At 54.8% G+C, this 13,223-nt stretch carries 8 protein-coding genes; 6 read left to right on the top strand and 2 right to left on the bottom strand.

Going from position 1 to position 13,223, the window contains the following annotated elements:
- Positions 1–5: 5 nt before the first annotated feature.
- Positions 6–692, bottom strand: a complete 687-nt coding sequence (locus Enr10x_RS17525) for a hypothetical protein (RefSeq protein WP_145110628.1) — start codon at positions 690–692, stop codon at positions 6–8.
- A 616-nt stretch (positions 693–1,308) separates the two neighbouring features.
- Here Enr10x_RS17525 and Enr10x_RS17520 point away from each other — a divergent pair.
- On the top strand, positions 1,309–2,436 hold the full coding sequence (locus tag Enr10x_RS17520; RefSeq protein ID WP_145110626.1) for a DUF481 domain-containing protein: 1,128 nt from the start codon (positions 1,309–1,311) through the stop codon (positions 2,434–2,436).
- 14 nt (positions 2,437–2,450) lie between these two features.
- Here the strand turns inward: Enr10x_RS17520 and Enr10x_RS17515 are convergent, their stop codons facing one another.
- On the bottom strand, positions 2,451–4,523 hold the full coding sequence (locus tag Enr10x_RS17515; RefSeq protein WP_145450828.1) for a M20/M25/M40 family metallo-hydrolase: 2,073 nt from the start codon (positions 4,521–4,523) through the stop codon (positions 2,451–2,453).
- Positions 4,524–4,823: 300 nt separating this feature from the next.
- On the opposite strand from Enr10x_RS17515, the gene Enr10x_RS17510 reads away from it, so the two are divergent.
- From Enr10x_RS17510 to Enr10x_RS17490, 5 genes are all read left to right on the top strand, one after another.
- A complete protein-coding gene (locus tag Enr10x_RS17510) occupies positions 4,824–6,863 on the top strand; it encodes an AMP-binding protein (RefSeq protein WP_145450827.1) in 2,040 nt (679 codons plus the stop codon).
- Positions 6,860–8,059: an acetyl-CoA C-acetyltransferase gene (locus Enr10x_RS17505; protein WP_145450826.1), complete on the top strand. Its 1,200-nt coding sequence runs from the start codon at positions 6,860–6,862 to the stop codon at positions 8,057–8,059. The genes Enr10x_RS17510 and Enr10x_RS17505 overlap by 4 nt, the downstream gene beginning before the upstream one ends.
- Before the next feature lie 30 nt (positions 8,060–8,089).
- Positions 8,090–9,022 carry a 3-hydroxyacyl-CoA dehydrogenase family protein gene (locus tag Enr10x_RS17500; protein ID WP_145450825.1) on the top strand — a complete coding sequence of 311 codons (933 nt, stop codon included), beginning with the start codon at positions 8,090–8,092 and terminating at the stop codon, positions 9,020–9,022.
- Positions 9,023–9,025: 3 nt separating this feature from the next.
- Positions 9,026–9,793, top strand: coding sequence for a 3-hydroxybutyrate dehydrogenase (locus tag Enr10x_RS17495; protein ID WP_145110610.1), 768 nt, complete (start codon positions 9,026–9,028; stop codon positions 9,791–9,793).
- 140 nt (positions 9,794–9,933) lie between these two features.
- Positions 9,934–13,182, top strand: coding sequence for a DUF1549 domain-containing protein (locus tag Enr10x_RS17490; protein ID WP_145110607.1), 3,249 nt, complete (start codon positions 9,934–9,936; stop codon positions 13,180–13,182).
- The last annotated feature ends 41 nt before the right edge of the window (positions 13,183–13,223 follow it).

Here is a 13,223-nt window from a genome sequence, read left to right as displayed (position 1 = left end):
TGACGTTAGTCGAAATCGATGCCGAGACGATATTTCAGCTGGTCCAGTTCTTCGATGGATTCATCGCTGGAAGAATGGACGTGTTCTGCTTCAGTGATGAATTTGAGTTCTGAATCATGGGGGATTCCATATTCATCCAGAATCCCCTCAAACTGATCGATTCCCTGGCCGTACATGATCAGCAGCTTATGCTCATCGAACTGTACTTCCAGCGGGATCAGCGGGTTGAGAACGGCGATGCCGGCACAACCGTCATTGAGCAGCAGGTCTTCGTAATCGTAGAGCGTACTTTTCAGTACGGGCAGATCCATGTGTTCCCGATACAGATCCTGGTGCTGATTGCTGGCACCATCATGGCTGGTTTCCAGCACGACGTCGACTTCCTGCCCCAGCGGATCGAGCAGATCGATAAACAGGTCGAACAGGATTTCCCGGGAGGCGGATGCCATCAGGACCGGAATTTTGATTCCGGATTCTTTATCCGTATAGACATCATGCCGGTAGCCGGCCCGTGGCACGACTTCCAGATCGTAGGAAGGACGAATCGCATCGGTCAGCAGGAAATTACCATATTTGGCAATATTCAAATGCGTTTCCAACTGGTCTTCTGAAAGACTTTCGAAACTGCTGCGCGTTTTCCCCGCAGTATTGTCTCGATAGGTCGTCTTCAAGAATCGTTTCAAGAATCCCATGATTAAATCTTCTCCCCCTCACGACAGACGATTCACAGATCGCCCATTGGCCTGAAGTGCCTTTTATGACTCTTTGATTTGAATTGAATTGTTCTGTTGAATTGAGCAGACGTTTGTTGCTGCTGGCCCGAAACGTACTGCATTCAAAAAAACTCTAGCACGCAAAATGAGGGGAGGTCTGAAGTAGTCGAGATCTCATTTGCTTTTTTAGCGAGTCAGAGACGAAAGCGCCGGCAGCAGGGTCTATGGAAAGAGTTCCAGACAGGGAAAAGATCCGTTTGTAGCGGTCAGGCAAGCTGCTGGTCCGGTTTGGGGGGAACAGAACCGGTAAAACTGGTGTGACAGATTTCATCGTCAGGACAGGGGGGACTTGCAGATTTTCAGAAGCTCTGATCAGAGTGTATTTATATAAATAACTACCTCTTAATGAGTTAGGTTGAATTATGATTCTGGAATAATGAATGTGTAAAGCAGGAAACAAATGCATGTGCCCAGAGATACACATTGCACAGTTTTGCCGTCATAACTAGAATCCGCGTCCCTTCTTAACTTCTTAATCGCATCCCTTATTATTTCCAGATCTTCACCACTGATTGATCCAGCCACGGACGGGCCAATGGGTTTTCTGAACCGCATTACAGGACGATATTTTCGCAGGTGCCTCTTACTGGCACTCTGGATCAACGTCTGTTGTCTGTGCGGCGTGGTGTACTCTGCAGAACCGCCCCCTGCGGAAACGCTGTATCTGAAAGATGGGCAGTTTTTCTCCGGTGAAAGCATCGGTTTTGAAGAAGGAAATATTCTGTTCCGTCTGCCGGACGGAGAAGTCCGTTCCGTGCTGCTGGGAGATGTGGACCGACTGGAATACGCGGAGTGGGGTTCAGAATCGAATACACCTGCACCAGGCGACGAGCTGCTGGTCAGCAATGACAATGTCGAGTTGCCTCCTCTGCCGGCGATGATCAATCAGACGCCGGTCCCTCAACCCATTGGGGTCTCCCCTGACTTTGGCGATGTCGAGGATGAGAACACCTCTCCCTGGGATCGTGTCGAAGGCTATTACGATACCTGCTGGGAGTATGTTGAAATCTGGACCAAGCGGATGGAGATCGGGGGCACCTTTCTGGCGGGGAACACTCAGCGGGACTATGTGACAACGGCCCTGCAGCTGGAAAAATCTGATGAAAACAACCGGTTCCTGTTTGAGATTGGCGGTCGCTGGGGGCAGTCGAATGGTGTCCGCGATGCCAACCGCTGGTATGGGAATGCAACGCTGGACCTGGTTCGCAAAACCAACTGGATCGTCTTCGTAACCAACAAGAATACCTATGACGAATTCGAGAATCTGGACTGGCGGGGAAACATTTCCAGCGGTTTGGGTTATCGGTTTATCAATGAAAAAGACAAACGCTTGATTGTCCGTGTCGGTCCCGGTGGTACGCACGAAGTTTATAACAGCCCTCGACTGGTCCGTACCACGCTCGACGTCTTCGCGGAGCTGGAGTTCCACTGGCCTTTATCAGACCATGCCAAGTTTGAGCACAAACAGACCTGGACCCCCAGTGTAGACAATATCAAGATCACCCGTCTGACCACGGAGACCGGGATCCTGTTCAAACTGGATAATAAAGACCGCTGGAACCTGCGGCTGGGGCTGCTGCAGATTTACAACTCGGTTCCGAACGCGGGACGCAAGAAAAACGACTTCACCGGGACCGTCTCCCTGGTTTACACACGCAAATAAACGGAACCGCTTGTTTATTTGGGCTTTCCGAGTTTGACGGTCAGCTTCACCCGCTTGCCCTCCCGCAGGACAGTCACGTCGACTTCATCGCCTGGGGAAAACATCCGCAGGGCCAGATCGAAGTCATCCAGGCCGTCGATCTTCGTCTTGCCCATCTTGATGATTGCGTCGCCCGCTTTGAGGCCTGCTTTGTCAGCCGGGCTTCCGGGAGAGGCTCCTGAGATGTGATAGCCGGGACCTTCTCCTCCAAAGTCGGGAATGCTGCCGAAATAGGGACGGTTTCCGGAACGCATGGTCGGTGCCGGACGCTCGATCTTGACGTATTGCGGACGCTCGGGATTCTCCGCGGTCGCGATGGCGATCTCTTCCAGAAAGCTGACGATCCGCTCCATGCCCGGGATGTTGATCTTGTCCCAGTCATCAGAGGGGCGGTGATAGTCACTGTGAGTTCCGGTAAAGAGGTGCAGCACCGGAATCTGTTTCCCGTAGAAAGAGCTATGATCGCTGGGACCGAAGCCTTCCGGCTTGAGGGAAAGCTTGAAGTCGTAATCTTTCGCGGTCTCTTCTACCAGTTTTTTCCAGCGCGGTGCGGTGCCGGTTCCGAAGACGGTCAGTTTGTCATCGGTCAGACGGCCCACCATATCCATGTTGAGCATCGCGACCGTGTTCTTCAGATCGAAGATCGGATTCTTGACGTAGTGAGCTGAGCCGATCAGCCCCCGTTCTTCACCCGTAAAGGCGATGAACACCAGGCGGCGGGGCAGGGGCTCTTTGCGGGCTGCCAGTTTGCGGGCCAGTTCGATCAGGGCGACGGTTCCCGAGGCATTGTCGTCAGCTCCGTTGTGGACGTCGGTGGAACCGGGGGCCAGTGAGCCCTCTCCGCCGTAACCGACATGATCATAGTGCGCCCCGATGACGATGGTTTCATCGGCGTGTGGTCCTTTGCCTTCGAGCACGCCAATGATATTTTTCACTTCGGTGCGGATCTGTTTGACCGAGATTTCCCCTTTGGCTTTCCATTGAGGTAATTCGAAGCTTTCCGGCTTCAGTTGCTCATCGATTTTGCCTTCGAGTTCCTGCAGTGTCGGTTTCCCGGCGTCTTTGAAGAGTTCGTTGCATTTTTCAATAGTAATATGTGCGATCGGAATCGAGCGGCCATCACCACTGCCGGCATAGCCGAATTCCATCAGTCGGTCAAAGCGGGCCTCTTTCAGTTTTTTGCGGGCCTGTTGCACGTCGAGCAGGGCTTTTTTTAGATTAACGTCTGCATTGTCCCGTTTGTCCGCAGACGCTTTTTCCCAGTTTTCGGTTGCGGTGATCAGTTCTTCGATCGCGTCCTGTTCCAGGTCTTTCGCTTCTTTTTTGTTTTCCTGGGTCGAATAATAATCATTCACAAACAGGATCGCTTTGGCCCCTTTGCCGAACGCCGTGCTGACTTTGTAGCGCAGGGCCGCATAACGTGAGATGCCGTGGGCACCCGCGAAGGGACTGTCCTTCTCTCCCTGCTGAGGCGTCCGCCGCATGATGATCACGACTTTGTCTTTCACATCCACGTTGGCATAGTCGTTGTATTTCGCATCTTTGGCATCGATCCCGTATCCGCAGAAGACCAGTTCGGCATCGAATTTTCCTGAACCGCCGAAGGAGCAGGAGCGGAAATCTTTGTCGTAAACCAGGGGAATCGTTTTTCCGTCCGGACCTGCCAGCTGAAGCTCATTCGCGGGACCCAGTTTGCTGCCGGTATTGATGGTGAACTTCTGAAAGGCCCCTTCTTCGACAGTGGTCACATCCAGACCGGCAGCTTTGAACTCTTTGACAATATAGTCGGCAGCCAGGTTGATGCCCCGGGTATCGACACCCCGCCCTTCCAGTTCATCGGAGGCCAGGTATTTGATCGCGTCCAGCATCCGTAGGGCACCGGGAGAATCGGAATCTGCTTTGGCTTTCGCGGCTGATTTTTTCGTTGGCGTTTCTGCCCGGGCGATCGAATCGCTGGTCATGAGCGACAGACTGATGCCACATAACAGAAGCAGACTGCATCCGGTCGTGAATAATTTCGAAATCCGATTCGTGTTCAGAACAGACATATAACCTCTTTCTCCCACTGGTTTTTGAAAAGGGGGCCTGTTGTCTTTACGTTTCCGTCTGGAAGACTGTTGGAAGGAGGGCCGCACGCAGTTAAACGCACGCCCGATACTACCATTTTCGCAATTCGGATGCTGAATGGAAGCCTGTTAATAAAGATAAATCAAAAAACATGTCTCTTCCCAACTCTTTTTTGCAGTTGCGTTTACGAAGAGGCGACCTGAACTGGCGAATTGCTGACAGAACGGTTAGAGTCTTAAAGTGAACCCTCCCGGGATGCACAATTGATATGGGAATCACTCATGGACATCTCCGCAGCCGCGCTCGAAAACTGTGGTCTCGCCTCTGAATCAGCCGCTCAGCTGGAGCAGAGGCTACAGGCATTGTCGTCAGAAAATGAACATGAACTCTGGCAGACTCTCACGACAGAGATTCTCACGCCTGACCTGCCTTTCTCCGTTCATCAGCTGTTATACCAAAGCGTTTATCAGAGTCAGCTTGATAGTGGAACGCCCGCACCGGCCTGGTTTCCGGGGGAGCAGGAACTGTCGGAATCCAATCTGGCCTGCTGGCTGAATGAGTTGAATCTGCACAGCATGGAAGACCTGCATTCCTGGTCGGTCCATGATCGGAGCGAATTTACGCAGAAGCTGATCGATTCCCTCCGCATCCAATTTCAGCAGCCTCCACAGCAGGTCATGAACGTGGACGCAGGCATCGAACAGGTCCAGTGGCTGACCGGTGCAAAACTAAATATTGTCGAAAGCTGTTTCCGCGACAAGACGGATGAAACGGCGGTCTGTTTCCAGAAAGGAAGCGCGGAACTGCAGCAGCTTAGCTACGCCGAACTGAAGCAACTGACCGCTCAGGTGGCCAACGGGCTCAGGGAAGCCGGTTATGAGCCCGGAACAAGGATTGCCGTTATGATGCCCATGACGGTGGAGTCAGTAGCGATTTTTCTGGGGGTCATCGCCGCCGGTTGTGTGGTGGTGACCATCGCCGACAGTTTCTCAGCTGAGGAAATGCAGGTGCGGCTGAAGATTACTGAGCCGGCGCTGATCTTCATTCAGGATGTCATCACCCGCGGTAGCAGGCAGTTGCCTCTTTATACCAAACTGGGCGAGGATCAGCGGCTCCCCGCGATTGTGCTGCCCGAACAGGAGAGGGTACAGGTTTCACTCCGCGAGGGGGACCGGCTCTGGTCGGAGTTTCTCTCGGACAACCGGGAATTGACCTGTGAACCCCGTAATCCGCACGATGAGACGACGATTCTGTTTTCTTCCGGAACGACCGGGAATCCGAAAGGGATTCCCTGGGATCAGACTACGCCGATCAAATCCGCCGGCGACGGATATCTGCACCACGACATTCACGCCGGCGACGTTGTCTGCTGGCCCACCAACCTGGGCTGGATGATGGGACCCTGGCTGGTGTATGCCTCGCTCATCAATGACGCGACCATTGCGCTGACCGATGCTGTGCCGACCAGCCGTGCGTTTTGTGAGTTCGTACAGAACGCCCGCGTGACCATGCTGGGACTGGTGCCCAGTATCGTCTCTGCCTGGCGGAGCCAGGATTGCGTCGCGGGGCTGGACTGGTCGCGGATCAAGGTGTTCAGTTCGACCGGGGAATGTTCGAATCCGGATGACATGTTGTGGCTGATGTCGCGGGCCGGTTATCGCCCCGTGATTGAATATTGTGGCGGAACCGAGACCGGCGGCGGCTATATTACAGGCACGGTATTGAAGCCGGGCGTACCCGGTCTGTTTGCCTGTCCGGCGGTCGGTTTTGACTGGTTGCTGCTGGATGAAGAGGGGCATCTGACTGAAAACGGCGAAGTCTTCTTTGTGCCTCCGGTGATTGGTCTCTCTACCCGGCTGATCAACCGTGATCATCATGAGGTCTATTTTGCCGACATCCCGCCGGGACCGGATGGGGAACTGTTGCGTCGGCACGGAGATCAGATCGAAGCGTTGCCCGACGGATATTTCCGGGCGCAGGGCCGGATCGACGATGCGATGAACCTGGGAGGCATCAAGGTCAGCTCGGTGCAGATTGAAGAGTTGCTGACCCAGGCGGAGGGCGTTCGCGAAGTGGCAGCCATCGCGGTTCCCCCGGCGGGCGGAGGTCCAAGTCTGCTGGTGATTTATGTCGTCATGCAGCCCGATTCGAAATTCGAGGCAGACACGTTACAGAGCAGTATGCAGCAGATCATTCGCAGCCAGCTCAATCCACTGTTTAAAATACAGGCGGTACGCGAGATCGAACAACTGCCCCGCACAGCCTCAAACAAGGTGATGCGGCGGAAACTACGGGATTTATTTCAAGGTTTAGAATCATGAGTCAGCAGGGAGAACAGCGGGTCGCCGTTCTGGGAGCCGTTCGCACACCCATTGGGGCCTTTAACGGTGCCTTTCAAAGTCTGTCGGCAGTCCAGCTGGGAACGACGGCGATTAAGGAGACGCTCAAACGGAGTCAGATCACAGCGCTGCAGGTGGATGAGGTCTTCTTGGGGCAGGTCTTTACAGCCGGTTGTGGAATGAACCCGGCGCGACAGGCGTCCGTGCATGCGGGCATTCCTTATCACGTGCCGGCGACAACTGTGAATATGGTTTGTGGGTCCGGACTGAAGTCGGTCGCTTTAGGGATGCAGTCCATTCTGTGTGGTAAGGCCCGCGTCGTACTGGCGGGGGGAATGGAGAGCATGAGCAACACCCCCTATCTGCTGAAAGGGGCTCGCAGCGGATTCAAGATGGGAAATCAACAGCTCATCGATTCCATGATTCACGATGCCTTGTGGGATGCCTTTTATGATTGTCACATGGGGATCACCGCCGAGAATCTGGCTGAGAAATACGAGGTGACGCGGGAAGACCAGGACCGTTATGCGGTGCAGAGTCAGCAGCGTTACCAGGCGGCTCTGGAAGCAGGGAAATTCGACGAGGAAATCGTGGGCGTCTCCGTGCCTCAGCGGAAAGGGGAACCACAGCTGGTTTCTGTCGACGAACACCCGCGAAAAGAGACGAACCTGGAGACGCTCTCCTGTCTGCGTCCGTCGTTCAAGAAAGAGGGGGGAACGGTGACCGCCGCGAATTCCTCGGGGATCAATGATGGCGCCGCGACGCTGGTGATCGCGGAGGAAGCATTTGTGGAAGAACAGCAGCTCAAGCCGCTGGCCTGGATTCGCAGCTTTTCGAACGTGGGGTTGGATCCCCAGTTCATGGGGATGGGACCGGCAAACGCGATTGAAGATCTGTTGCAACACGCGGGGCTGAAACTTTCCGACATCGATCTACTGGAAGTCAATGAAGCATTTGCAGCACAGGCTCTGGCAGTCGGCAAGAAACTGGGCTGGGATGAGGCCCGCGTGAACGTCAACGGCGGGGCGATCGCACTCGGTCATCCCCTGGGGGCCAGCGGAGCCCGCATTGCGGTCACACTACTGCATGAGATGCAGAAACAAGAGGCGGCTCGTGGCATCGCTTCACTCTGCATTGGCGGCGGGATGGGTATTGCCATGTTATTTGAGTCCCCTTAAATCAACTATCGAACAAGAGGAAGCTGCATCATGCAGGAAATCGGGATACTGGGAGCAGGATTGATCGGAGCGAGCTGGGCCTCTTTTTTCGCAGCTCAGGGAATGAAAGTCCGCATCTATGACGTGAACGAGGATGTCAAATATCAGGCGTTGAGCGTCGCGGAGAGCAACCTGGAGCGACTGGTAAAACTGCAGTTGCTCAGTGGAGAAGCTGCGGGAGCCGGCTTACAGAATCTGCAGCTAGCCGATTCCATGAAGGAACTGTTGACCGATGTTGAGTTCGTGCAGGAATCCGTGATTGAAGATTACGCGATCAAGGCTGATGTCTATCGGCAGTTCGAGCAGTTTGCCCCGGAGTCCGCGATCCTGGCCAGCAGTTCTTCGGGACTGCTCATGACGCGGATGCAGTCGGTGCTGCAGCATCCCGGACGGGCGCTGATCGCGCATCCCTTCAATCCGCCGCACCTGATTCCACTGGTGGAGCTGGTTCCCGGCGAACAGACATCGACTGAGACCGTCGAGTGTGTGCGAGACTTTTTTCAACAACTGGGCAAGTATCCCGTGGTCCTCAACAAAGAAGTACCGGGACACATTGCGAACCGTCTTGCTGCGGCGATCTGGCGTGAGTCGCTGGCGCTGCTGGATGAAGGAGTCGCCAGCGTAGAGGACATTGACGCGGCCCTCTGTCAGGGACCGGGCCTGCGCTGGGCGCTGATGGGGCAGCACCTGATTTACGAACTGGGGGGCGGTACGGGCGGCTATCAGAAGTTCTTCGATACGATCGGGGCCTCCTTTGAAGCCTACTGGGAAGATATGCAGACCTGGACCCGGATTCCCGAGTCAGCGAAACAGAAAGCGGTTGCGGGAACTCAAAAGTACCTGGAGCAGCAGAGCCGGGCCGAATGGGGAGCCTGGCGCGATGAGAAGCTGGCACGAATCCAGCAGATTCTGAAAGAGGAATAAACCATGACACAAGCCAGAGTCGCTTTAATCACCGGCGCTGCCAGTGGCATCGGTGCCGAAATCGCCCAGACGCTGTTTCGCGATGGCTGTGATATTGTGATCGCCGATCTGCACGAGCCCGATTTTCTGGCAGATTTGAAAGCAGACGGACAACGGTCTCTGTTTGTCACTACCGATCTGTCACAGCCAGCACAGTGTCAGTCGTTGGTGGAACGGATCAGCCAGGAGTGGGGTGGCGTGGAGATCCTGGTCAACAATGCGGGCTTTCAGCACGTTTCACCCCTGGAGGACTTCCCGGAAGCGGTCTGGGAGAAAATGCTGCAGGTGATGCTGACCGCTCCCTTTCTGCTCACAAAATATGTCCTGCCTGGAATGAAACAGCGGCAGTGGGGACGCATCATTAATATGGGGTCGATTCATTCGCAGGTGGCCTCGCTCAATAAAGCTGGCTACATTGCCGCCAAGCATGGACTGGTCGGCCTGACAAAAACCACGGCCCTGGAAGGGGGCCCCTTTCAGATCACCGCCAACGTGATCTGTCCCGCCTACGTCCGTACGCCCCTGGTCGAACAGCAGATCGCTGCCCAGGCGGAGACGCTGGGGATCAGTGTCGCAGAGGTGGAGAGCGAGGTTTTCCTGAAAGCATCAGCGACCGGGCGGATGATCGAGCCCGCGGAAGTCGCCTCTATGGTGAGTTATCTCTGTTCGGACAAAGCGAAATCGATTACCGGTGCCTGCTGGACTATTGATGGCGGCTGGACGGCTCAATAACCTGGAAATTCAGGCTCTGATCCTGTTTTTTCGGTCCTCTGTAATTGTTTAACATTGCTAACAGAGGCGCGACGTATTAGATTGTGTTTATGCAAGCGGCTCACTAAACACCTTACCCGGTCCCTGCGATGAGGTGCTGAATGCACGTTCGACGTCAGATCGTTTCTCTGTGGTTTCTGATGCTGCTCCTCTTTCCCCTGCAGGTTGGTGCAGCGGAAACGGAAGCACCGCTTGTAGCACAGACACCCGAAGCACTGGCCATTAAGGGGCTGCGAGGGTTTTATACCAATCTGCAGCAGAACAAAGACGGCACAGTCCGCCTGGTACGGCTGAGTAAGCCGCATGTCACCCCGGAAAAAGTCGCGCATCTCGCACAGTTTCATCAGCTGGATTACCTGGCACTGGTCTGTCCCCAGCTGGGGGATGAAGTGCTGCCCCATATCCAGAATCTGACCAACCTGGATACGCTGCTGCTCTCGGAATCAAGGGTCACGGATGCAGGTTTGAAGAACCTGAAGAAACTGAGTCGACTGGAACGACTCTATCTGGATCAAACGCAGATTACGGACGAGGGACTGCAACAACTCTCGCAACTGCAGCAGCTCAAAGTATTGTCACTGCGCAATACGAAGATCACCGATCAGGGGCTGGCACATCTCACAGGTCTCAAGCAGCTGGAAGTCCTGCTGCTCTCCGGAACGCAGGTCAGCGATGCCGGTTTCGCGTCACTCAGTGAATTGCAACAGTTGAAGACATTATATCTCGCGCGGACTCAGGTCACGGGAACGCGCCTGTCCGAACTGCAGTTACCCGCGCTGGAGCATCTCTGTCTCAATCGCTGCCCGCTGGTTCCCACAGCAGCTGACTCATTGGCGAAACTGACCAGTCTCAAGGGGCTGGAAGTCTATCATACGGGACTGAATTCTCAAGCTCTGTCAGTACTCAGAAAACAGCTCGCGAAGACAAATGTGTTTGCAGATGAGGAATCTGCCGCAGCGACTCTGGCGGCGCTGAATGATTTGCAGCAGCAGACGACCGTTGCGGAACAGCCGGTGCTGGCGCCGATTCGAGAACGGATCAAAGCGGGTGAGAAACTGGTCCCCGATTTTCAGCAGCATGTGATTCCGCTGCTGGGCCGACTGGGATGCAACAGTCGGAACTGTCACGGCTCGTTCCAGGGGCGGGGCGGATTTCAACTGTCGATGTTCGGCTATGACTTCAAGCTGGATCATGACAACCTGCTGGAACGGATTAACAAAGAGAAGCCCAAAGACAGCCTGGTTCTGAATAAGCCGACTTCGGAGGACGAACATGAAGGAGGCCTGCGACTGCCCCCCGGTGGTTGGGAACAACAGTTGTTGCACGACTGGATTGCAGCAGGCGCTGCTTCTGTCAGCGCGGACGGTCCCCGCTTCGTGCGACTGGATGTGACACCCCGGCAGATCGTCTTTAAGAAAAAGGGAGAGTCGGCGGCGTTGAAGGCGATCGCCGTCTGGTCGGATGGCACGCGCGAAGATGTGACTTGTCTGACCCGTTTTGAGTCCAAAGACGATAGTGTGGCTGAAGTGACGCCCGAAGGTCTGATTCAGGCGAAAGCGCCCGGCGATACGTACGTCATTTCCTATTACGATAACGGGATCTTTTCCACGCAGGTGCTGCAGCCGGTACGGGAATATCAGCCGGGCGAATATCCTGAAGTATCGACGCCGACCGTCGTCGACCGGCATGTGCTCGCCAAACTGCAGAAGCTGGGCATCCAGCCATCCGGGTTGTGTACGGATGAAGAATTTTTAAGACGTGTCAGCCTGGATATGACGGGGACGCTGCCGACGCCGGATGAGATACGCGATTTCCTCAAAGATCCTTCCACTGAGAAACGCAGCCAGAAGATTGAAGAACTGCTCGCGCGGCCCGGCTACGTGGCCTGGTGGAGCTTGAAGCTGTCTGACCTGACGGGGAGTAACGCCGGCTATCTGGGCGGAACTGAAATGGCGCAGCCGGTGGCCGGTCAGTGGAATGCCTGGATTCGCCGCCGGGTGGAAGACAATGTGGGTTGGGACAAGATTGTGGCGGGGATCATCCTGGGAACGAGTCGTCTGCCGGGACAGACTTTCGAAGAGTTTATGGCCCAGCAGAGCGAGTTCACCAGTATCAAGGACCGGGCCGACTTCACGGCGCTGGATAATTCGATGCCCCACTACTGGGCGCGTTCCAATATGACCGTTCCCTCCGACAAGGCACTCGCCTTTGGTTATACGTTTCTGGGAATGCGTCTCGATTGTGCCCAGTGTCACAAGCATCCCTTCGATGAATGGTCGCAGCAGGATTTCAAACAATTCACCGAGTTTTTCACGCGGATTAAATTCGGTGTGCCCCCTGATGCTCAGGTGCTGCATGAGCAGACGCGGAATATGCTGGGGGTCCCCGTGAAACTGAATACCGCGGCACTGCGCAGACAGAGTTATCTGCGGATCGCTGCCGAGGGACGTCCGATTCCCTGGCGTGAGGTTTACATTGAACCCGCGAAAGGGAAAGAGCAGATCGCCAAACTGCTGGGGGGCGAAGAGCTCGACATCAGTCAGATGCAGGATCCGCGAGAAGTCCTGATGGCGTGGATGCTCAAGGAGCCAAATCATTACTTCGCAAAAGCGTTTGTGAACCGGATCTGGGCGCATTACTTCAACGTGGGCATTATCAATCCGCCGGACGATCTGAATCAGGCAAACCCCCCGAGTAACAAGGCGTTGCTGGATTACCTGGTGGCGGGTTTCATCGAGAGTGGCTACGACATGAAGTGGCTGCATCGCACGATTGCCAACAGCCGGACCTATCAGCTCAGTTGGCGACCGAATCCGACCAATCGAAAAGATACGCGGAATTTCAGTCATGCTGTTTTGAGGAGACTGCCGGCGGAAGTGGCCATTGATGCCATTCAGCAGGCGACGGCAGGAGAAAAGAAACTACAGCAGCATGTCAGTAAAATGGACGGGCGCAAGATTACGCAGCATCCGCTTTCGTTTCAGGCACGGTCGATCGATTTTTCACTGCTGGTCTTCGGCAAACCGCTCAGGACAACCAACTGTGACTGTGAACGCCAGGATGAACCGACACTGCTCCAGTCTCTCTATGTACGCAACGATGCAGAGATGCTGAGCCAGCTGACCCGTCCGGACGGCTGGATTACCGAAGTGAAACAGAAAATATTGGATGAAGCGGCTCGAAAAGAGCTGGTCCGGGAAGCTTACCTGCGTACGCTCTCCCGTCTGCCGGAAGAATCAGAATTGAAAGACAGCCTGGAATATCTGCAATCGACGAAAACGATTCAGGAAGGTCTCCAGGACCTGATGTGGGCGCTGCTCAACACGCAGGAATTCATTACGAATCATTGAGCGAGGCGATTTGCGATCCCCGGATTGCATAAGGACTAGAA

It is taken from the genome of Gimesia panareensis, from assembly GCF_007748155.1.
GTDB lineage: Bacteria > Planctomycetota > Planctomycetia > Planctomycetales > Planctomycetaceae > Gimesia > Gimesia panareensis.
Note: the sequence above shows the minus strand (reverse complement) of the source record. Positions and strands in the feature narration are given on the sequence as shown.

Excerpts from the sequence above, each read along its gene's own strand:
- Enr10x_RS17505 (WP_145450826.1), top strand. The coding sequence starts at position 6,860 with ATGAGTCAGCAGGGAGAACAGCGGGTCGCCGTTCTGGGAGCCGTTCGC.
- Enr10x_RS17495 (WP_145110610.1), top strand. The coding sequence starts at position 9,026 with ATGACACAAGCCAGAGTCGCTTTAATCACCGGCGCTGCCAGTGGCATC.
- Enr10x_RS17510 (WP_145450827.1), top strand. The coding sequence starts at position 4,824 with ATGGACATCTCCGCAGCCGCGCTCGAAAACTGTGGTCTCGCCTCTGAA.
- Enr10x_RS17520 (WP_145110626.1), top strand. The coding sequence starts at position 1,309 with ATGGGTTTTCTGAACCGCATTACAGGACGATATTTTCGCAGGTGCCTC.
- Enr10x_RS17500 (WP_145450825.1), top strand. The coding sequence starts at position 8,090 with ATGCAGGAAATCGGGATACTGGGAGCAGGATTGATCGGAGCGAGCTGG.
- Enr10x_RS17515 (WP_145450828.1), bottom strand. The coding sequence starts at position 4,523 with ATGTCTGTTCTGAACACGAATCGGATTTCGAAATTATTCACGACCGGA.
- Enr10x_RS17490 (WP_145110607.1), top strand. The coding sequence starts at position 9,934 with ATGCACGTTCGACGTCAGATCGTTTCTCTGTGGTTTCTGATGCTGCTC.
- Enr10x_RS17525 (WP_145110628.1), bottom strand. The coding sequence starts at position 692 with ATGGGATTCTTGAAACGATTCTTGAAGACGACCTATCGAGACAATACT.